This window comes from Ruegeria sp. BHSC029, from assembly GCF_059613085.1.
This window is the reverse complement of record NZ_JBXWRU010000001.1, coordinates 423,339-442,007: the sequence shown is the minus strand read 5'-3', so window position 1 is coordinate 442,007 and position 18,669 is coordinate 423,339. Positions and strand designations below refer to the sequence as shown.

Genomic DNA, 18,669 nt, shown 5'->3' with positions numbered 1-18,669 from the left:
TAGTGTGCTGCATTTGACGTCATTTTAGGTCACTATTTCTGACCTGTATACAAAATTCCCCCTGTTCTGTAACGATTTCCCCGTTTGAATATGGAATTTGTTACCTCTTTCATATAGGGCTGCCAAAGGATAACGAAAGTTGCGACCATGAATTGGGACAAGCTCAGAATATTTCACGCGGTAGCTGACGCCGGCAGCCTGACGCATGCCGGAGACAAGCTGAATCTGTCCCAATCCGCCGTCAGCCGTCAGGTTCGCGCACTTGAGGAATCGCTGGGTGCCACACTGTTCCATCGCCACGCCCGCGGTCTGATTCTAACGGAACAGGGCGAGCTTCTGTTCGATGCAACAACGGCCATGTCCAAGCGTCTGGACGCTGCTGCGGCGCGAATCCGCGACAGCGAGGATGAGGTCTTTGGAGTCCTGCGGGTCACCACGACTTTTGGCTTCGGGACCCTGTGGCTGGCGCCGCGCCTGCCCAAGCTGTATGAGCAGTATCCGGACCTGAATATTGACCTGATGCTCGAAGAACGCGTGCTGGATCTTCCGATGCGCGAAGCGGATGTCGCTATCCGGATGAAGGAACCCAGTCAGGCCGATCTTGTCCGCAAGCGTCTGATGACCGTTCGAATGATGTTGTACGCGACCAAGAACTATCTGGATTCGCACGGAGGCGCGCCCCAGACGCTGGAGGATATTTCGAAACACCGCCTGATCTGTCAGACCCCTTCCGCACCCCAGGTTGGCGTTGGCGCGTCGATGGTCAGTCACCTTATGACCTACGAACCCAGCTCACTGCTGACGGTGAACAATTACTTTGGTGTTCTGCAGGGTGTCCTCAATGACCTCGGAATTGGCGTCCTGCCCGACTACGTGACCGAGGATTTCCCTGACCTGGTCCCGATCCTGTCCGACATCGAGACGGCGAATGTGCCGGTATATTTGGCCTATCCTGAAGAACTGAGGCACTCAAAACGGGTCGCAGCGTTCCGAGATTTTGTTCAGGATGAAATCATTGCGCATCGCAAGCAGCTGAAACATCTGGGAAAACTGTAGCTATGCACTCGCAGCATAGCGGACATGCCCTCAATGCGCCCAAAAAACCTTGATCGTTCACAGAGTGATCCCTAAATGAGCACTCGAAGGCGATGATGCTGAAACGCTCATCATCTTCATACCTCCCTGTTGGACTACGGCCGAGCTTAGTGCTCGGCCTTTTTTTTGGCCTGCACCCCGGCGCGCGGTGCCAAATCGTTTGGAATTATTTTGCCAACGGGCCTATGATCGCGAAAAACCATAATATTTCGTGTTCGAGGACAAAGTTTATGACCAGCCTACTCCGCCTGTTTTTGATGGCGTTGGTATCCGTCACGTTCCTGGCCCGGCCAAGCATGGCCCAGAGCACCAGCGAATCCACTACCACCCATGTCACCATCCCAGAAGATCTGACCCCTGAACAGGTCGACGATCTGGTGGCGCGAATGTCTGACGATCAGGTCCGGGCCATTTTGCTGGAACGGCTTGATGCGGTCGCGGCGAAACAGACTGAAACGCAGACTTCCCGTAAGGGGCTGCTGCAAACGATCTCATCCTCGGCGGGCGACATGGCTGCGTCTTGGCTGGATGTGATCCGCAAGGTTCCGCTACTGGTTTCGGCCCAGGTCGAAGCTTTCAGCAATTTCGGAAACAAGTTTGGCGCAAGCGGTCTGGCAACCCTGTTCGGGTTCACCTTCCTGGCGCTTGCAATCGGGTATGCCGCAGAAACGGCGGTTGGCCTTTGGACACGCAGGTGGATCAAAGTCGTCGATGGGGATGCCTCGACCAACCTAAAAGGCGCCGTAGTTTTTCTGTTCAAGCGCTTCTGCGTGGAGTTTCTGGGGCTGCTTGTCTTTTATTACACGCTGGTCTTCGTCGGGCGTCGGTTGCTGGACGAACAACAGATTGCCCAGGCCGCACCGTTCGTGTTCTTCCTGATCTGGTTCCCCCGCCTGGGAGCCGCGATTTCCCGTTTCATTCTCGCCCCGAAGCAGAGCAACCTGCGACTGGTCAACGTGAATGACAAATGGGCAAAATACCTGCATCGGAACCTGATCGGCCTGTTCCTGCTGATCGGGTTCACCCTGTTCATCTTGGATTTCAATGCGATGAATGGCGTGATGCCGGGTGAATCGCGCCTTGGTTTCTGGCTGAACACCGCCATCCATATCTATGTCGGCGTCATTGCATGGACGGCCCGCAACGGTCTGACCGAGATGATGCGTGGTTCCGATCCGGATCGCACCCATTTCGACGAAGAAGTCGCCCGCTACTATCCGTATTTTGCGATCGCCGTGTCAGCGGGTACGTGGCTTTTGGTCGAGTTCCTCGCCGCTCAGCGCAATCCGGCCGTGTTTGCCCTTCTGGCCGAAGGCGCGCATTTCGTCACGATGTTCTGGCTGCTGATCGCACCGGCGCTCGACACGCTGATCCGAGGGCTGACCCGGCACCTGCTGCCGCCGATGATGGGCGATGGTCCGATCGCGGAACGTGCCTACAAATCGACCAAACGCAGCTACATCCGCATCGGACGGGTTCTGGCCGGCATTCTGGTCATTCTGATGATTGCAGATGCCTGGAATCTGGACCTGCAGGATATTGCGGGCGGGGACTCGGAAACCGGCAGCAAACTGGTTCAGTTCTTCATCATCATCGCAATCGGCTACATCCTGAACGAGGTGGTCTCGCTCTGGATCAACCGCCGGCTTGCCAAAGAGCAAACAGCTTCGGAGCAGAGCCCCGATGAGGAAGCCGGCGAAGGCGGCGGTGTCGGCGGCTCGCGCCTGGCCACGGTTCTGCCTTTGCTGCGCGTGACTGCTCAGGTGGCCATCGCAGTGATCTTCGCCTTGCTGGCGTTGGGCGCTCTGGGCTTGGACATCACGCCGCTTCTGGCTGGTGCCGGTATCCTGGGTCTGGCCATCGGCTTTGGTGCGCAGAAACTGGTCTCGGACATCGTGGGCGGCATCTTCTTCCTGATCGACGACGCCTTCCGCGTCGGCGAATATGTCGATGTGGGTGGCACCACCGGCACGGTAGAGAAGATTTCGATCCGCTCCATGCAGCTGCGCCACCATCGCGGTCCGGTGCATACCATCCCTTACGGTGAGATTCAGAAGCTGACCAACTACAGCCGCGACTGGGTCATCATGAAGCTGAAGTTCACCGTGCCCTTCGATACCGACCCGAACAAGGTCAAGAAGATCTTCAAGAAGATCGGCGCCGAGATGATGGAGGACCCGCTCCACAAGGATGGCTTCCTGCAGCCCTTCAAATCGCAGGGCGTGTTCGACTTTGACGATGTCGGCATGATCATCCGCGGCAAGTTCATGGCCAAGCCCGGCAAGCAGTTCACCCTGCGCAAGGAGATCTTCAACCGGGTCAAGGCCGCCTTCAAGGAGAACGGGATCGACTTTGCCCGCCGCGAGGTACGCGTTGCCATCCCCGGGTTGGAAGAGGCCGAAAACCTGACTGAACAACAGAAAGCGGCGATCGGCGCGGCCGCGGCCGACGCCGTGAACAAGAAAGAAGAGCCGCCTCAATAAGGGCAGCGGGACAGCGGCGCACGCGCTGCTGTCCCCATCAAACCGGCGATGCGACGGGCATTTTCCCGGTCGCAGACCGCCGCATACTGCCAGCAAAAGGCCGGTTCCTGTTCGCTGCGCGCTCTTGACCCTTTCCCAAATCGCCCGGTTGCCCTAAAAGGCCCGCAATCCCGGCCACCTTGGAAACAGGACACACGATGCAAGAGCCCGCCATCACACCGGATCTGATTGCCGCACACGGGTTGAAACCCGAAGAATACGACATGATCCTCGAGATTATCGGGCGCGAGCCGACCTTTACCGAGCTCGGCATCTTCTCGGCCATGTGGAACGAGCACTGTTCCTACAAATCCTCGAAGAAATGGCTGCGCACGCTGCCCACCTCGGGCCCTCAGGTGATCTGCGGCCCGGGTGAAAACGCCGGCGTGGTCGATATCGGCGACGGGCAGGCCGTGGTCTTCAAGATGGAAAGCCACAACCACCCCTCATACATCGAACCCTATCAAGGCGCGGCAACCGGCGTGGGCGGTATCCTGCGCGACGTGTTCACCATGGGTGCGCGCCCCATCGCGGCAATGAACGCGCTATCGTTCGGCGAACCCGAACACCCCAAGACCCGCCAGTTGGTCAACGGCGTGGTCGAAGGCATCGGTGGCTACGGCAACTGTTTCGGCGTGCCGACCGTGGGCGGCGAGGTGCGCTTCCACCCGGCCTACAACGGCAACTGCCTGGTGAACGCCTTTGCCGCCGGGCTGGCTGATGCCGACAAGATCTTTTACTCGGCCGCGTCGGGCGTGGGCATGCCCGTTGTCTATCTGGGCGCCAAAACCGGCCGCGACGGCGTGGGCGGTGCCACCATGGCCTCGGCCGAATTCGACGATACGATCGAGGAAAAGCGTCCAACCGTGCAGGTCGGTGACCCCTTCACCGAAAAACGCCTGATGGAGGCGACGCTGGAACTGATGCAGACCGGCGCCGTGATCTCGATTCAGGACATGGGCGCAGCGGGCCTGACCTGCTCGGCCGTTGAGATGGGCGACAAGGGCGGGTTGGGTGTCCGGCTGGACCTGGAAAACGTGCCCCAGCGCGAAGAAAACATGACCGCCTACGAGATGATGCTGTCCGAGTCCCAGGAACGCATGCTGATGGTGCTGAAGCCCGAGCTTGAGGCCGAAGCCCGCGCCGTGTTCGAGAAATGGGATCTGGATTTCGCAATCGTCGGTGAAACCATCGCCGAAGACCGTTTCCTGATCATGCACAACGGCGAAATCAAGGCCGACCTGCCGCTGTCAAAACTGGCCTCAACGGCACCGGAATACGACCGCCCCTGGGTCCCCACCTCGGCGGCCGAAGATCTGGGCGAGGTACCGCAGATCGACCCGATCGACGGACTGCGTGCGCTGATCTCGTCGCCTAACTACGCAAGCAAGCACTGGGTCTATGAGCAATACGACACCATGGTGATGGCTGACACGGCGCGTACGCCTGGCGTTGGTGCAGGCATGGTGCGCGTGCATGGCACCGACAAGGTGCTGGCCTTCACTTCGGACGTGACCCCGCGATACGTGCGCGCCAACCCCGAGGAAGGCGGCAAGCAGGCCGTGGCCGAAGCCTATCGCAACCTGACCGCCGTTGGGGCCAAACCGCTGGCCACCACTGACAACCTGAATTTCGGCAACCCCGAAAAGCCCGAGATCATGGGCCAGTTCGTCGGTGCCATCCAAGGCATCGGCGCCGCCGTGGCCGCGCTGGATATGCCGATCGTCTCGGGCAACGTGTCGCTCTACAACGAAACCGACGGTCAGGCGATCCTGCCCACACCGACCATCGGTGCCGTCGGCCTTTTGCAGCACGCCGACGAAATCATCGGCACCGAGGTGCGCGAAGGCCACGTTGCGCTGGTGATCGGCGAAACCAAGGGGCATCTGGGCCAATCCGCCCTGCTGGCCGAGGTCTTCAACCGCGAAGACGGCGACGCCCCGCATGTGGATCTGGATGCGGAAAAGCGCAACGGCGACTTCATCCGGGCCAATCGCGAGATGATCAAGGCCTGTACTGACCTGAGCGATGGCGGCCTTGCACTGGCTGCCTTCGAACTGGCCGAAGCCGCGGGCGTGGGTGTGCATCTTGATGACGCCCCGACCGAGTTCCTGTTCGGTGAGGATCAGGGCCGTTACCTGGTGGCCTGCAACTTCGATCAGGCCGAAGCGCTGATGATTGCGGCGGGCCAGGCTGGCGTGCCGCTGGTTTCGGTCGGGCGCTTTACCGGAGAAACCGTGCGGATCGGAGCGTCCGAAACTCCTCTGAGTGAACTCTCAGCGATGTATCGTAGCAGTTTTGCCGAAGCTGTCGCCTGAGCACGACGACGCTGAACCATACTCGGATCCTGCGCTGTTCGATCAGCGCGGGATCTGACTTTTTCAAGGGCGCTGCGCACCCTTGCGCGGGCTTCGGCATCGCTCTACATCTTTGAAAAGACCTTCAGGAGTATCTTAAATGCCAATGAGCGCCCACGAAATCGAACATCTGCTGCGCGAAGCCTTTCCGAATGCGGAAATTCAGGTCGGCGGCACCGATGGCGTACACATGTCCGCCATGGTCGTGGACGAAAGCTTTCGCGGGAAGAACAGGGTCCAGCAGCAGCGCGCGGTCTATGCGGCGCTGAAGGGCAAGATGGACGGCCCGGATGGCGAGCTGCACGCGCTGGCGTTGACCACGAAAGTACCCGAGTGATGAGGCTGACGGCGGCCAGTGCCATGCTCACTCTGGTGATGGCACGCGCTGCCTTGTGCATTCCGATGGCATCCGACAATTCGGTCACGTGACATGATCGGTTGGGTTGTCTGGATCGGAATATGTGTCGGCGGGCTGGTAGTTGCCGAGGCTCTGCTCGAAGCCTATCTGAAACGGAACAGAACAAGATGATTGTCGGATATGCGCCCCGACCCAAACGCTTTGAAACGCAGACCGTGGGAAGCCGACGGTGTGACAAAAGTCAATGTAATCGACGCGGTTCATGCGATGAACCAGCGTACTGAACCAAGAAACTGGTGGCGCAGCCGCCGATCGAAATGACCGCCCGATAGACGGACGAACGTAAACAAGGAAACGCGAAATGACCGACGTTAAGACCCAGATCGACGAAACCGTCAAAAGCAACGATGTGGTGCTGTACATGAAGGGCACCAAAGAAATGCCGCAGTGCGGATTTTCATCTCGGGTGGCCGGTGTTCTGAACTATATGGGTGTCGAATACACCGACGTGAACGTTCTGGCGGACGAGGAAATCCGTCAAGGCATCAAGGACTATTCGGACTGGCCGACTGTGCCTCAACTCTACGTCAAAGGCGAATTTGTGGGTGGTTGTGATATCATCACGGAAATGACCCTGTCAGGAGAGTTGGACACGCTGTTCGATGAAAACGGTGTCGCCTACAACAAGGAAGCCGCCGACAAAATCCGCGAGGCAAACGCCTGATCAGCCGCTCAGCGGCTGACACAGTCTTTCAAAATATCGGTTTCGTCGGTGGCTCCGGCCGCCGCGAAACTGACCATCGCGTTCCAGCCTTTCGACCTTAGGGTATACGTCCCCTGCCCGTTCACCGACTCGTAACGGATACCCGAGCCGCTCTGGACTTGGCGCAACGCAATCAACTGACCATCGACGATCATCGCCGCAGCCCCTTCACCGTCGGAGGGGTTGAAGTATGTCACGGGCAGCTCAACGCCATTTTCGCAGGTGAAGGTCACAGATAGGATGTCAATCTGTGCCAATGCCGGACCCGAGACCGCCCCGACCAACGCCGCCAGGCACAAACTCCGCAAATGTGTCATCTCGCGTTCTTCTCTTCGATCACCGAGGCCAGCGCCTCGGCGCGTGCCGCCATCTCTGCAAGTGTGTCGGTAACCGACGGCGGAACAACGGCCACTTCGATCCGTTCCGGCTCGGGCGCGGGCGCACTGCGCATACGCTCCAATTCGCCTTCAACTTCGGCCAGCTTCGCCTCGAGTGTCTTGATGCGATCCTCGGTGGCCGCCGCCTTGTCGGCCAGCATTAGCCCCGCCATCAACAGCATCCGCGACTCGGGCATACGGCCAATCTGGTCGGCCATCACCTGGGCCTCATCGTCCAGCATCTTCGCGGCTGCGTGCAGAAACGGTTCCTCGCCGTCCTGGCAGGAAACCTCAAATCCGCGCCCGCCAATATGAATTGTAACCTCGGGCATTACTCTACCTCTCCTTCGGCCAGGTTGGCGTGGGTCAGCAAAGGCTCAAGCCGCGCCAGAACCGCATGAGCTTCGGCCGCGTCAGTGGCGCGGGCGGCCCGGGTGGCCTCCAACTCGGCCACGGTTGCCTTGTTCAAAAGCTCGGCATCGGGAACGCCGCCCTCGGCAGCCTTGCGCAACTCGTCGACCGCTTCGCGCAATTGATCATTTGCCTTGCGCAAGCGCTGCAGGTCGTCATCAAGCCGCGACATGGCTGCGCCGTGGCTGGCGCGTTCGGCCCGCAGCATTTCCAGTTCGGCATTCAATTCGGGGATACGCTCTGAATCCTCCAGCTGCCGCCGCAATTCGGAGATCTCGGCCTTCAGCGCTGCAACTTCGTCCTGATTTTCCAGCGCAGCCTTGGCTTCGGACAGTTCGGCACGCGCGGCCTCGACGGTGGCCAATTTCGCATTGGACTCGCCCAACTGGGCGCGCAATGCGTCGATTTCCTGATCATGCCGCTCCCTCAGAGACTTCAGGCGCTCTTCCAATTGCGCATTAGCCAGCTTTTCCTCGTCCAGAGCGGCGCGCAATTGTCCATCTTCGCTGCCCGAGACCGGACCCGCCGATTGCAACGCCTCGATCCCGGTGCCAATCCGATCCATCGCGGCCATGATGCGTCGCTGTAAGTCTTCGATCTGGCTCATTGCCCCTGTCACCTCTTTACCAAGGTTCGTTCTGTTTTTCCGATGGCCGAATCAATACGGCTCGTACCGGTACTTAGTCTAACGGAATGTTCGCCAAAATACCCACTCTTTGCTTTCAAAGGCTTGAGCAACACTCTTGAAGCGATGGCAATGCGCCGCGCCGGGTTCCGCTTGCACTTTGGGGGGTGGATGGTATTCAGCCCGCAATCTGCCGTAATCCAAAGGAACAACACCCGTGGACCTGACTGCGCTGCGCAATGCCAACCCTGAACACTGGGCGAAGGCTGCGGCCATTCGCACCCTGACCCTTGATGCTGTCGCCGCCGCCAATTCCGGCCATTCCGGAATGCCGATGGGCATGGCCGACGTCGCGACCGTGTTGTTTGAAAAACACCTGAAATTCGACGCCTCGGCCCCAAACTGGCCCGACCGCGACCGGTTCATCCTGTCGGCCGGCCATGGCTCGATGCTGATCTATTCCCTGCTCTACCTGACGGGCTACAGCGCAGTTACTCTGGACGAGATCAAGAACTTCCGCCAACTGGGCGCGAAGACCGCCGGCCACCCGGAAAACTTCATGATTGATGGTGTTGAAACCACCACCGGTCCTCTTGGGCAAGGAATTGCCAACGCCGTCGGTTTTGCGATGGCCGAAGAAATCCAGCGGGCCCATTACGGCAAAAAGGTTGTCGACCACTACACCTATGTGATCGCCGGTGACGGCTGCCTGATGGAAGGTGTCAGCCAGGAGGCCATCACCCTGGCCGGTCGGCACGAGCTCAGCAAGCTGATCGTGTTCTGGGACAACAACAACATCACCATCGACGGCACCGTGGACATTGCCGACCGTACTGATCAGGTGCGCCGGTTCGCCGCTTCGGGCTGGCATGTGATCGAGATTGACGGCCACGACCCCAAGGCCATCGATGCGGCGATTGTGCAGGCAAAAGCGTCGAAGAAACCGACCATGATCGCCTGCGAAAGCCACATCGCGCTGGGGCATGCCGCGCAGGATACCTCGAAAGGTCACGGCGCATTGACGGATGCCGAACAGCTGCAGGCCGCCAAGGATGCATATGGCTGGCCGCACGGACCGTTCGAAATTCCGACCGAGGTGAAATCCGCGTGGGAAGCAATCGGCGCGCGTGGCGCAATGGAACGGAAGGCGTGGGAAGAACGTTTTGCCCAACTGTCCGAGCGCAAGCAGGCCGAGTTCAACCGCGCCTACGCGTTCGAGGCGCCGAAGAAGCTGGCTGGCGCCATCCGTGCCTTCAAAAAGCAGGTTTCCGAGGATCAACCCAAGCTGGCCACCCGCGCCTCGTCGGAAAAGGTGCTGAACGTCGTGAACCCGATCATGACCGAGACGGTCGGCGGATCGGCGGACCTGACCGGGTCGAACAACACCAAATCAGCCGATATGGGCGTGTTCTTGCCGGAAAACCGCAAGGGCCGCTATATCCACTACGGCATCCGTGAACACGGCATGGCCGCGGCGATGAACGGCATGGCGCTGCATGGCGGCATCCGCCCCTATGGCGGCACCTTCATGGCCTTCACCGACTATGCGCGTCCGTCGATGCGTCTGGCCGCTCTGATGAAGATCCCCAGCGTTTTCGTGATGACCCATGACTCGATCGGTTTGGGCGAAGACGGCCCGACGCACCAACCGGTCGAGCATCTGGCGATCTCGCGCGCGACGCCGAACACCTATGTGTTCCGCCCCGCCGACACCGTCGAGACCGCCGAGGCCTGGGAACTGGCGCTGACCTTCAAGGACAGCCCTTCGGTTCTGTCGCTGACCCGCCAGGGCGTGCCGACCGTGCGCACCCAGCACAAGGCCAAGAACCTGACCGCCCAGGGCGCCTATGTTCTGGCCGAGGCCGAGGGCAAGCGTCAGGCGATCCTGATCGCCACCGGGTCCGAGGTGTCGCTGGCCATGGAAGCCAAAGCGATGCTCGAGGCCGAAGGGATCGGCACCCGCGTCGTTTCGATGCCCTGCATGGAGCTGTTCGCCGAGCAGGACGAAGCCTATCGCAAGAAGGTCCTGCCCGCCGGCCCCGTCCGCGTCGGCATTGAGGCCGCCGTCCGTGCCGGCGGCTGGGACCGCTGGCTGCTGGGCGAGCGTGGCCGCGAGGCCAAGGCCGGTTTCATCGGCATGTCGGGCTTTGGCGCGTCCGCTCCCGCAGGCGAACTGTACAAGCATTTCGGCATCACCGCCGAGGCGACGGTTGCCAAGGTCAAGGAATTGCTGGGCTGATCCAGCCGATCTGAGCAATCAAAGGGCGGCCATCGTGCCGCCCTTTTCTTTTGGACCTCAATGGTCCGCTGTCTGCTCTGCCTTTTTGGGCCACAGCGGCGCGATGACCTTGGTCGCCAACGGGATCAGGACGAACCCCCAGGCCAGCCCGAACACGCCGTCCATCGCAGCCTTGCTGATCCACTCCACCGCGCCGGCCCATTGATCGGACACGGCATGACCGGCCGCATAAGCCCAATCGTGGATGTGGTGGCCGAGCCAGCCAAAGCCCAGCACCTCGAGGCCATGGATCATGATCGAGCCGCCGACCCACAGCATCGCCGCCGTGCCCACGACTGACAGGGTCTTCATGACCTTTGGCATCGCCTTGACCAGCCCGCGACCCAGCCCGCGGCCAATCGGTGTCGGCGCGTTCTTTGCCAGATAAAGACCGACATCGTCCATTTTTACGATCAACGCGACCGAGCCATAGACGGCAACCGTGACACCGATCCCCACAACCGCCAGCGTCGCCGCCTGCATCCAGACATTCGGCGCCTCGATGGCAGAAAGAGCGATGGTCATGATCTCGGCCGACAGGATGAAATCGGTCTTGATCGCCCCTTTGATCTTCTGCTCCTCCAGATGACCCGGATCACGGACGTTCATGTCCTCTTCGATCACGTGGCTGCCATGCGGGAACAGCACGTGAAAAATCTTCTCGGCGCCCTCGAAACACAGGTATGAGCCGCCGATCATCAGCAAGGGCGTTATCAGCCACGGCGCGAAGTTCGCCAGCAACAGCGCCACAGGCAGCAGCAGAATGACCTTGTTGAACATCGACCCGCGCGCGATGCGCCAGATGATCGGCAACTCGCGCGCTGGAGCAAACCCTTGGACGTATTTCGGCGTGACGGCCGCGTCGTCGATGATCACGCCCGCTGTCTTGGCCCCCGCCTTGCCGGCCGCCGCCGCCACATCGTCGACCGAGGCCGCCGCCACTTTGGCGATTCCCGCCACATCGTCCAACAGGGCCAGCAAACCGCTCATGCCGCATCCTTTCCGTTCATCCGTCGCACTTTGGACCCTAACCGATCCGACAGCTAGCGCAAGCGTTAGCGCAACCACACCAAGTTTGCGCTAACACATTGCAAATATGGTATTTTCCATCTTTTTAGATGGACCGATCATCGCTATATCGCCCGGAACACAAGCGGATTTGGAGACGTCACATGACCATCAAGGTCGGCATCAATGGTTTTGGCCGCATCGGCCGCTGTACCCTGTCGCACATCGCCGCGTCAGGCCGCAACGATATCGAAGTGATCAAGGTCAACGCCACGGGACCGCTTGAAACCTCGGCGCATCTGCTGAAATACGACAGCATCCACGGCCGCTTTCCACGCGATGTCTCGATCAGCGGCAACACGATGGACCTGGGTCGCGGGCCGATGCAGATGTTCTCGACCTACGACATGAACGAGCTGGACTGGGAAGGCTGTGACGTCGTTCTGGAATGCACCGGCAAGTTCAACGACGGGCTGAAGGCGAAAACACACCTTGAACGTGGCGCTCAAAAGGTTCTGCTGTCGGCTCCGGGCAAGAACGTGGACAAAACGATCGTGTTCGGCGTCAACCACAACAGCCTGACCGCCAACGACAGGATGGTGTCGAATGGCTCGTGCACCACGAATTGCCTTGCCCCGCTTGCCAAGGTTCTGGACGAAGGCATCGGCATCGAAAACGGCATCATGACCACGATCCACGCCTATACCGGCGACCAGCCCACGCTGGACCGCCGCCACAGCGACCTGTACCGCGCCCGCGCCGCCGCCATGTCGATGATCCCCACCAGCACCGGTGCCGCCAAGGCGCTGGGCGAGGTTCTGCCGAACCTCAAGGGGCGCCTGGACGGTTCGGCCATTCGCGTGCCCACGCCGAACGTGTCCGCCGTCGACCTGACCTTCCGCGCCGCGCGCGAAGTGACCGTCGACGAAGTCAACGCCATCGTCGCCGAGGCCGCCAAGGGGCCGATGCAGCGCGTCCTGGGCTATGAACCCGCCCCCCTGGTGTCGACCGATTTCAACCACACCGAGGAAAGCTCGATTTTCGCGCCCGACCAGACCCGCGTCGTGGACGGCCGTATGGTTCGCGTGCTGGCGTGGTACGACAACGAATGGGGCTTCTCAGTACGCATGGCCGATGTGGCCGTCGCCATGGGACGGCTTAACTGATCTCATCAAGACCGCTTGAACCGCGTCGCCCGCTCAGGTTATCTGGGCGGGCTTTTTTGTTCGGAGCAGCAATGACAAACCAAATCGCGATCTGGCTGGGAGTCCTCATCCTTGGTGGTCTGATGCTGGATTTCGCGCTGTTTGGAACCGAGCACCTCCTGTTCCTCGGCAAGAAGTTCTACGACTTTCTCGACTGGGTCGCGTTCTGGCGCTGACAGAGGTTTTGCTTGACATTTTCGCCTGACTGCCTTTGTTAGCGCTAACTGATTTCAATCGCGGCTTAGCGGCCATTCAGACGGAGCGCGACATGACACTCAAACTTGCAATCAACGGATTTGGACGGATCGGGCGCGGTGTCCTGCGCGGCCTGATGGAAAGCGGTCGTACGGATGTGCAGATCGTCGCGATCAACGACCTCGCCAAGCCGGAAATGAATGCGCATCTGTTTGAGTTCGACAGCGTGCATGGCCGCTACACCAAGCCGGTCACCCTGACCGAGGCCGGGCTGGACGTAGGCGCCGGCCCGATCCGGTTGACCAGCGAGCGCGACCCCGAGGCGCTTGATTGGTCGGACGTCGACGTGGTTCTGGAATGCACCGGCGTGTTCCGCACGCGCGAAGCTGCATCTCGCCATTTCAAGAACGGCGCGAAAAAGGTTCTGATCTCGGCGCCGGCGCGCGGGGATGGCGAGGTTAAAACCGTGGTGTTCGGCGTGAACGACCACGAACTGACCGCCGCCGACACGGTGGTTTCCAACGCATCCTGCACCACCAACTGCCTGTCGCCGGTCGCTGCCGCGCTGGATGCTGGCCTGGGTATCGTGCACGGCAACATGACCACGGTGCACGCCTATACCGCCAGCCAGCCGGTGCATGACACCGCCGGCAAGGACCCGTACTTGTCGCGCGCGGCTGCCCTGTCGATGATCCCGACCACCACTGGCGCCGCCTCGGCTGTGGGGCTGGTTCTGCCGCAACTGCAGGGCAAGCTGACCGGTCAAGCGATCCGGGTTCCCACCCCCAACGTCTCGGTCGTCGATCTGGTGGTCGAGGTATCGCGCCCCACCACCGAAGACGAGGTCAACGCCCTGTTCACCGAGGCAGCGGCCAAGATCCCGACCGTTCTGGCCGCGGAAACCCGCCCGTTGATCTCGATCGATTTCAACCACGATTCCCACAGCTCGACCGTGTCGCTGGCCGAAACCAAAGTGACCGACGGCACGCTGGTTCGCGTTCTGGCCTGGTACGACAATGAGTGGGGTTTCTCGAACCGGATGCTGGACACCGCTGCCGCGATGGGCGCCCTAGCCTAACCGCTCTTTCAGCGCGATATTGACCTGGGGCGTGACGAATTTCGACACGTCCCCACCCAGCCGGGCGATTTCCTTGACCAGCTTCGAGGCGATCGCCTGGTGTCGAGCTTCGGCCATCAGGAACACGGTCTCGATCGAATCGTCGAGCGCCCGGTTCATCCCAACCATCTGAAATTCATATTCGAAATCGGCAACAGCACGCAGGCCGCGTACGATGATCTGCGCCCCTACGTCCCGAGCGCAGTCTATCAGCAGGTTTTCGAACGGATGCGCAACAATTTCAGTGCCGGTCTGTTCGGTCAGGTAGGCGCATTCCGCCTCAATCATGGCCACCCGCTCTTCGAGCGAGAACAACGGACCCTTGTCGCGGTTGATCGCGACGCCAATCACCAGCTTGTCGACCAGCATGGCTGCCCGGCGGATGATATCTATATGACCCATGGTGATGGGGTCAAAGGTTCCCGGATATAATCCAACCCGCATCGCGCCCTCCTGAGCAATAAAATTTCTGCGCAAGCAAACACAAGTTTTCCGCAGCTGCAAGAGGCCGCAATGTCGTCAGATGGGGCTAGTGCCCCATGATCATGCCCTGCAGGGCATCTTTTTCCATGGCCAGTTCGGACAATTGCGCTTTTACGACGTCGCCCAGAGTGACGATCCCAATCAGTTTGCCATCTTCGACAATCGGCATGTGGCGGAACCGACCTTCGGTCATGCGAGCGAGAACGTCCTGTACCTTGTCCTGTTGGGTGGCGGTCACCAGTTTCTTAGTCATGTAGGCGCTGACCGGCTGTGTCAGGCACCCGCTGCCACTGGCGGCCAATTCCCGCACGATATCGCGTTCCGAGAGGATGCCGGCTGCGGTTTCGCCATCGTCCTCCGATACGATCACCGTACCAATGCGCTTATCGGCCAGAATCTTTGCCGCGTCGGACACGGTCATCGAAGGCGCCACCGTCACAACCCCGTCCGTCGACTTGGACTTCAGAATGGCCTGTACAAGCATGGGCAATACCTCCGAAATAATTTTCCCGTTTTCCAAAGCGTTGCCCGATTAGATCACCCTGTCAAGCTTGGGCTTCGGCTTCCAGCCGCGCAACTTCGTCGCGAATTCCCCGGCTGAGCGCTTCTGCAAATCGGTTCAACCGTTCGTTGCGTTGATCACCCTGATGGCGAACCAGGTGAAAGCTGCGCGTCAGACTGACTTGATCCGTCAGAATTTTTTTCAGCTGAGGATGGAATGGCAACGTGAAGTCATGCGCGATACACACCCCGGTACCCAGCGAGGCTTGCCGCAACTGCACCGAGACCGAGTTCGATGCAAGTGGGACACGATCAATACCCAGATCGTTGAGATAATCGAGCTCGCGGTCGAAGATCATGTCCGGGATATAACCGATCATGCGGTGACCCTTCAGCTCACCGACCGAGCGAATGGGTCCATGCCGCGAAAGATAGCCGGCTGTTGCCACCATATGCAGCTTGTAGTCGCTGATCTTTTGCACCAGCAGCTTGCCGGCCGTCGGGGCGCTGACGGTGATGGCCATATCCGCCTCGCGGCGCGACAGGTTGATGATCCGCGGCAAGGCCAGGATCTGTATGTCCAGGTCGGGATTCGAGTCGCTGATTTTGGCGCAGACTTGTGGCAGCAGATAGTTGGCGCTTCCGTCCGGAGCACCGATCCGGATTTGACCACTCAGCGACTTGGTCGCGCCTTCCATCGCGCCAGCCGCTGCGCGCATCGCCTCCTCAGCGCCTTGAGCGTGCTCGAACAGTCGCTCTCCGGCGGAGGTCAGTACGTAGCCCTGCGGTGACTTCGTGAAAAGCGGCGCTTTCAGTGCTGCTTCCAACCGGGAAACCCGCCGCCCCACTGTCGCCGGGTCGATCTTTAATAACCGCCCGGCCGAAGACAGGCTTTCCTCGCGCGCAACCGCCAGGAATACGCGCATGTCATCCCAGTTCGGATCCATCCCCACCCCTGCATTTTTGCAAAACTCTTTTGGGATATTGCCTCTGTTCATGAGATTTATGCAAGCCTATGCTGCGCGCAAATTCAGCGGAGGAGTTTGCGATGCAAGACCTGACCCATTTCATCAACGGCGAATACACGCCCGGGACATCCGGTCGATTTGACGACGTCTACAACCCCGCCACGGGCGAGGTTCAGTACAAATGCCCGATGGCCAGCGCTGCCGAGACGACGGCAGCAATCGAACACGCCGCTGCAGCCCAGCCCGCATGGGGCGCGACCAACCCGCAAAAGCGCGCCCGCGTGATGATGCAGATGGTCCACCTGATGCATCGCGACATGGAAAAGCTGGCCGAAGCGCTGAGCCGCGAGCACGGCAAGACCCTGCCCGACGCCAAAGGCGACCTGCAGCGCGGGCTCGAGGTGATCGAATACTGCATCGGCGCCCCGCAGATGCTGAAGGGTGAATTCACCGACAGCGCCGGCCCCGGCATCGACATGTATTCCATGCGCCAGCCGCTGGGCGTTGTCGCCGCCATCATGCCGTTCAACTTCCCGGCCATGATGCCCTTGTGGCATGTCGGCCCTGCACTGGCCTGCGGCAACGCGGTGTTGCTGAAGCCCTCGGAACGTGACCCATCGGTACCGCTGATGCTGGCCGAACTGTTCGTTGAAGCCGGTCTGCCCAAAGGTGTGTTCCAAGTCGTCAACGGCGACAAGGAAGCCGTGGACACCCTGCTGGACAGCGAGATCATTCAGGGTGTGTCCTTCGTCGGCTCGACCCCCATCGCGCAGTACATCTATTCGCGCGCCACGGCGAACGGCAAACGCGCCCAGTGTTTTGGCGGGGCCAAGAACCACATGATCGTCATGCCCGACGCCGATCTGGATCAGGCCGCCGACGCACTGGTGGGCGCCGGTTTCGGCGCCGCCGGTGAACGCTGCATGGCCGTTTCGGTGGCCGTTCCGGTGGGCGAGGAAACCGCTGACGCGCTGATCGAGAAGCTGGTGCCGCGCATCGAGAAGCTTAAAGTCGGTCCCTATACCGCCGGCGACGACGTCGACATGGGGCCAGTCGTGACCGCCGCCGCCAAGGAACGCATCTTGGGCCTGATTAACTCGGGCGTGGAACAGGGCGCGAAGCTGGTGGTCGACAACCGCGATTTCAAACTGCAGGGCTATGAAGACGGTTTCTTTGTCGGCCCCCACCTGTTCGACCATGTCACCCCCGACATGGACATCTACAAGCAGGAGATCTTCGGCCCCGTTCTGTCCACCGTCCGCGCCGGATCCTACGAAGAGGCGCTTAAGCTGGCGATGGACCATGAATACGGCAACGGCACCGCGATCTTCACCCGCGACGGCGACACCGCCCGTGATTTCGCCAGCCGGGTCAATATCGGCATGGTTGGTATCAACGTCCCGATCCCGGTACCGCTGGCCTATCACACCTTCGGCGGCTGGAAGAAATCCATGTTCGGAGACCTGAACCAGCACGGCCCCGACAGCTTCAAGTTCTACACTCGCACCAAGACCGTGACGTCGCGCTGGCCATCGGGCATCAAGGAAGGTGGCGAGTTCAACTTCAAAGCGATGGACTAACACCCTGACTTAAAGATCAAAGGCCGCCCAAAATTGGGGCGGCCTTTTTGCCCGCAGGCAAACCCAGTCCGCCAACCGTCACCTTGTGCAGCTTCTGCTTGGCAAAAAACTGCGCAAGCCGGACTGCGTTCACGAGAATTTCAGCACCGACCTCTGGCTTCACCTCTCTGCCCGGCATAAATTGGCCGAAAATTCGAGCAGTCAGTCGCCAGGAGGCCATCGTGACAACCAGAATTTCCCGCCGCTCGGCCCTTTTGGGGGTAGCATCCGTATTGGCGTCGCCGACCTTGTTGCGGGCGCAGAGCCAGGACGCCTTCCCTCAAAGCGAGGAGGCGATCAGCACTCAGCTTCCCGTTCGCCGCAACGTATCGTCCTTTTCCAAGCAGGACTGGCAGGATCACTTCGATGAACTGGGCGTGGGCTGCTTGCTGGCAGACATCACCAGCCGGGCGGTGCATTACTGGGGTCCTGACGGTACCTACAAGCTGTACCCCAGCTCGGTTCCCATGAGCGAAGAGCTGACCAAACGCGGCTACACCGAAGTCGTGCGCAAAGCGGAAAACCCCAGCTGGACGCCGACCGCATCGATGCGCGAGCGCGATCCCAACCTGCCGGTCCGCATGGAAGGTGGAGATCCAGGCAACCCACTTGGAACCCGCGCAATGTACCTGTCCTGGCCGGCTTACCTGGTGCATGGCACACATGACACCCGAAAGATCGGACGCCAAAGTTCATCCGGGTGTATCGGGTTGTACAACCAGCATGTCGAGGAACTGTATCCTCTGGTCCAAATCGGAACAAAAGTCAGACTGCTTTGAAACGACAA

The 18,669-nt window shown here is 60.2% G+C and carries 19 protein-coding genes; 11 read left to right on the top strand and 8 right to left on the bottom strand.

Annotated elements, in window-relative coordinates:
- The first annotated feature begins 147 nt into the window (after nucleotides 1-147).
- The 5 genes from AC2FML_RS02085 to grxD all read left to right on the top strand — a co-directional run bounded on the left by AC2FML_RS02085 (nucleotide 148) and on the right by grxD (nucleotide 7,056).
- Nucleotides 148-1,056, top strand: coding sequence for a LysR family transcriptional regulator (locus AC2FML_RS02085; RefSeq protein ID WP_170442633.1), 909 nt, complete (start codon nucleotides 148-150; stop codon nucleotides 1,054-1,056).
- A gap of 269 nt (nucleotides 1,057-1,325) precedes the next feature.
- Nucleotides 1,326-3,578, top strand: a complete 2,253-nt coding sequence (locus AC2FML_RS02080) for a mechanosensitive ion channel domain-containing protein (RefSeq protein WP_496781774.1) — start codon at nucleotides 1,326-1,328, stop codon at nucleotides 3,576-3,578.
- A 197-nt stretch (nucleotides 3,579-3,775) separates the two neighbouring features.
- Nucleotides 3,776-5,935 (top strand): phosphoribosylformylglycinamidine synthase subunit PurL, encoded by a 2,160-nt coding sequence (gene purL / locus AC2FML_RS02075; protein WP_496781772.1) that lies wholly within the window; start codon nucleotides 3,776-3,778, stop codon nucleotides 5,933-5,935.
- Between the two features lie 139 nt (nucleotides 5,936-6,074).
- Complete coding sequence (locus AC2FML_RS02070; protein WP_093961963.1) at nucleotides 6,075-6,311, top strand: BolA/IbaG family iron-sulfur metabolism protein; 237 nt, start codon at nucleotides 6,075-6,077, stop codon at nucleotides 6,309-6,311.
- A 382-nt stretch (nucleotides 6,312-6,693) separates the two neighbouring features.
- Nucleotides 6,694-7,056 (top strand): Grx4 family monothiol glutaredoxin, encoded by a 363-nt coding sequence (gene grxD, locus AC2FML_RS02065; protein WP_170338767.1) that lies wholly within the window; start codon nucleotides 6,694-6,696, stop codon nucleotides 7,054-7,056.
- An 8-nt stretch (nucleotides 7,057-7,064) separates the two neighbouring features.
- On the opposite strand, the gene AC2FML_RS02060 is transcribed toward grxD, so the two are convergent.
- The 3 genes from AC2FML_RS02060 to AC2FML_RS02050 are packed head-to-tail and all read right to left on the bottom strand — an operon-like array spanning nucleotide 7,065 to nucleotide 8,490.
- A complete protein-coding gene (locus AC2FML_RS02060) occupies nucleotides 7,065-7,412 on the bottom strand; it encodes an MliC family protein (RefSeq protein WP_170371133.1) in 348 nt (115 codons plus the stop codon).
- Nucleotides 7,409-7,804 carry a cell division protein ZapA gene (locus AC2FML_RS02055; RefSeq protein ID WP_170339348.1) on the bottom strand — a complete coding sequence of 132 codons (396 nt, stop codon included), beginning with the start codon at nucleotides 7,802-7,804 and terminating at the stop codon, nucleotides 7,409-7,411. The genes AC2FML_RS02060 and AC2FML_RS02055 overlap by 4 nt, the downstream gene beginning before the upstream one ends.
- The gene (locus tag AC2FML_RS02050) at nucleotides 7,804-8,490 is read right to left on the bottom strand and encodes a hypothetical protein (RefSeq protein WP_496781770.1); all 687 of its coding nucleotides are present in this window, start codon (nucleotides 8,488-8,490) and stop codon (nucleotides 7,804-7,806) included. The genes AC2FML_RS02055 and AC2FML_RS02050 overlap by 1 nt, the downstream gene beginning before the upstream one ends.
- 235 nt (nucleotides 8,491-8,725) lie before the next feature.
- Between AC2FML_RS02050 and tkt the strand changes: the two genes are divergently transcribed.
- Nucleotides 8,726-10,747: a transketolase gene (gene tkt, locus AC2FML_RS02045; protein ID WP_496781768.1), complete on the top strand. Its 2,022-nt coding sequence runs from the start codon at nucleotides 8,726-8,728 to the stop codon at nucleotides 10,745-10,747.
- Between the two features lie 57 nt (nucleotides 10,748-10,804).
- Here tkt and AC2FML_RS02040 read toward each other — a convergent pair whose 3' ends face one another.
- Entirely contained in the window at nucleotides 10,805-11,776 is a 972-nt protein-coding gene (locus tag AC2FML_RS02040) for a DUF808 domain-containing protein (protein WP_093961957.1), read from the bottom strand.
- Between the two features lie 182 nt (nucleotides 11,777-11,958).
- Here AC2FML_RS02040 and gap (AC2FML_RS02035) point away from each other — a divergent pair, with 182 nt between their 5' ends.
- The 3 genes from gap (AC2FML_RS02035) (at nucleotide 11,959) to gap (AC2FML_RS02025) (ending at nucleotide 14,272) form a co-directional block, all read left to right on the top strand.
- Nucleotides 11,959-12,960 carry a type I glyceraldehyde-3-phosphate dehydrogenase gene (gap, locus tag AC2FML_RS02035; protein ID WP_170339356.1) on the top strand — a complete coding sequence of 334 codons (1,002 nt, stop codon included), beginning with the start codon at nucleotides 11,959-11,961 and terminating at the stop codon, nucleotides 12,958-12,960.
- A gap of 71 nt (nucleotides 12,961-13,031) precedes the next feature.
- The gene (locus AC2FML_RS02030) at nucleotides 13,032-13,175 is read left to right on the top strand and encodes a hypothetical protein (RefSeq protein WP_170338780.1); all 144 of its coding nucleotides are present in this window, start codon (nucleotides 13,032-13,034) and stop codon (nucleotides 13,173-13,175) included.
- 92 nt (nucleotides 13,176-13,267) lie between these two features.
- Nucleotides 13,268-14,272, top strand: coding sequence for a type I glyceraldehyde-3-phosphate dehydrogenase (gene gap / locus AC2FML_RS02025; RefSeq protein ID WP_170357677.1), 1,005 nt, complete (start codon nucleotides 13,268-13,270; stop codon nucleotides 14,270-14,272).
- On the opposite strand, the gene coaD is transcribed toward gap (AC2FML_RS02025), so the two are convergent.
- From coaD to AC2FML_RS02010, 3 genes are all read right to left on the bottom strand, one after another.
- Nucleotides 14,264-14,755, bottom strand: a complete 492-nt coding sequence (gene coaD / locus AC2FML_RS02020; RefSeq protein WP_093961954.1) for a pantetheine-phosphate adenylyltransferase — start codon at nucleotides 14,753-14,755, stop codon at nucleotides 14,264-14,266. The genes gap (AC2FML_RS02025) and coaD overlap by 9 nt on opposite strands.
- A gap of 85 nt (nucleotides 14,756-14,840) precedes the next feature.
- Nucleotides 14,841-15,278 carry a CBS domain-containing protein gene (locus tag AC2FML_RS02015; RefSeq protein ID WP_093961953.1) on the bottom strand — a complete coding sequence of 146 codons (438 nt, stop codon included), beginning with the start codon at nucleotides 15,276-15,278 and terminating at the stop codon, nucleotides 14,841-14,843.
- A 61-nt stretch (nucleotides 15,279-15,339) separates the two neighbouring features.
- The gene (locus tag AC2FML_RS02010) at nucleotides 15,340-16,242 is read right to left on the bottom strand and encodes a LysR family transcriptional regulator (RefSeq protein WP_170419025.1); all 903 of its coding nucleotides are present in this window, start codon (nucleotides 16,240-16,242) and stop codon (nucleotides 15,340-15,342) included.
- A 101-nt stretch (nucleotides 16,243-16,343) separates the two neighbouring features.
- On the opposite strand from AC2FML_RS02010, the gene AC2FML_RS02005 reads away from it, so the two are divergent.
- Complete coding sequence (locus AC2FML_RS02005) at nucleotides 16,344-17,843, top strand: CoA-acylating methylmalonate-semialdehyde dehydrogenase (protein WP_260065965.1); 1,500 nt, start codon at nucleotides 16,344-16,346, stop codon at nucleotides 17,841-17,843.
- A 16-nt stretch (nucleotides 17,844-17,859) separates the two neighbouring features.
- Here AC2FML_RS02005 and AC2FML_RS02000 read toward each other — a convergent pair whose 3' ends face one another.
- Complete coding sequence (locus AC2FML_RS02000) at nucleotides 17,860-18,063, bottom strand: hypothetical protein (RefSeq protein WP_170356934.1); 204 nt, start codon at nucleotides 18,061-18,063, stop codon at nucleotides 17,860-17,862.
- Between the two features lies 1 nt (nucleotide 18,064).
- Here AC2FML_RS02000 and AC2FML_RS01995 point away from each other — a divergent pair, with 1 nt between their 5' ends.
- Nucleotides 18,065-18,661, top strand: a complete 597-nt coding sequence (locus tag AC2FML_RS01995) for a L,D-transpeptidase (protein ID WP_437342558.1) — start codon at nucleotides 18,065-18,067, stop codon at nucleotides 18,659-18,661.
- Nucleotides 18,662-18,669: the final 8 nt, after the last annotated feature.

What these genes read in the sequence shown, in the direction of transcription:
- gap (WP_170339356.1), top strand. Translation starts at nt 11,959, where the DNA reads ATGACCATCAAGGTCGGCATCAATGGTTTTGGCCGCATCGGCCGCTGT.
- AC2FML_RS02080 (WP_496781774.1), top strand. Translation starts at nt 1,326, where the DNA reads ATGACCAGCCTACTCCGCCTGTTTTTGATGGCGTTGGTATCCGTCACG.
- AC2FML_RS02040 (WP_093961957.1), bottom strand. Translation starts at nt 11,776, where the DNA reads ATGAGCGGTTTGCTGGCCCTGTTGGACGATGTGGCGGGAATCGCCAAA.
- AC2FML_RS02015 (WP_093961953.1), bottom strand. Translation starts at nt 15,278, where the DNA reads ATGCTTGTACAGGCCATTCTGAAGTCCAAGTCGACGGACGGGGTTGTG.
- AC2FML_RS02030 (WP_170338780.1), top strand. Translation starts at nt 13,032, where the DNA reads ATGACAAACCAAATCGCGATCTGGCTGGGAGTCCTCATCCTTGGTGGT.
- AC2FML_RS02060 (WP_170371133.1), bottom strand. Translation starts at nt 7,412, where the DNA reads ATGACACATTTGCGGAGTTTGTGCCTGGCGGCGTTGGTCGGGGCGGTC.
- AC2FML_RS02010 (WP_170419025.1), bottom strand. Translation starts at nt 16,242, where the DNA reads ATGGATCCGAACTGGGATGACATGCGCGTATTCCTGGCGGTTGCGCGC.
- AC2FML_RS02005 (WP_260065965.1), top strand. Translation starts at nt 16,344, where the DNA reads ATGCAAGACCTGACCCATTTCATCAACGGCGAATACACGCCCGGGACA.
- purL (WP_496781772.1), top strand. Translation starts at nt 3,776, where the DNA reads ATGCAAGAGCCCGCCATCACACCGGATCTGATTGCCGCACACGGGTTG.
- coaD (WP_093961954.1), bottom strand. Translation starts at nt 14,755, where the DNA reads ATGCGGGTTGGATTATATCCGGGAACCTTTGACCCCATCACCATGGGT.
- AC2FML_RS02070 (WP_093961963.1), top strand. Translation starts at nt 6,075, where the DNA reads ATGCCAATGAGCGCCCACGAAATCGAACATCTGCTGCGCGAAGCCTTT.
- grxD (WP_170338767.1), top strand. Translation starts at nt 6,694, where the DNA reads ATGACCGACGTTAAGACCCAGATCGACGAAACCGTCAAAAGCAACGAT.
- AC2FML_RS02085 (WP_170442633.1), top strand. Translation starts at nt 148, where the DNA reads ATGAATTGGGACAAGCTCAGAATATTTCACGCGGTAGCTGACGCCGGC.
- gap (WP_170357677.1), top strand. Translation starts at nt 13,268, where the DNA reads ATGACACTCAAACTTGCAATCAACGGATTTGGACGGATCGGGCGCGGT.
- AC2FML_RS02000 (WP_170356934.1), bottom strand. Translation starts at nt 18,063, where the DNA reads ATGGCCTCCTGGCGACTGACTGCTCGAATTTTCGGCCAATTTATGCCG.
- AC2FML_RS02050 (WP_496781770.1), bottom strand. Translation starts at nt 8,490, where the DNA reads ATGAGCCAGATCGAAGACTTACAGCGACGCATCATGGCCGCGATGGAT.
- AC2FML_RS02055 (WP_170339348.1), bottom strand. Translation starts at nt 7,804, where the DNA reads ATGCCCGAGGTTACAATTCATATTGGCGGGCGCGGATTTGAGGTTTCC.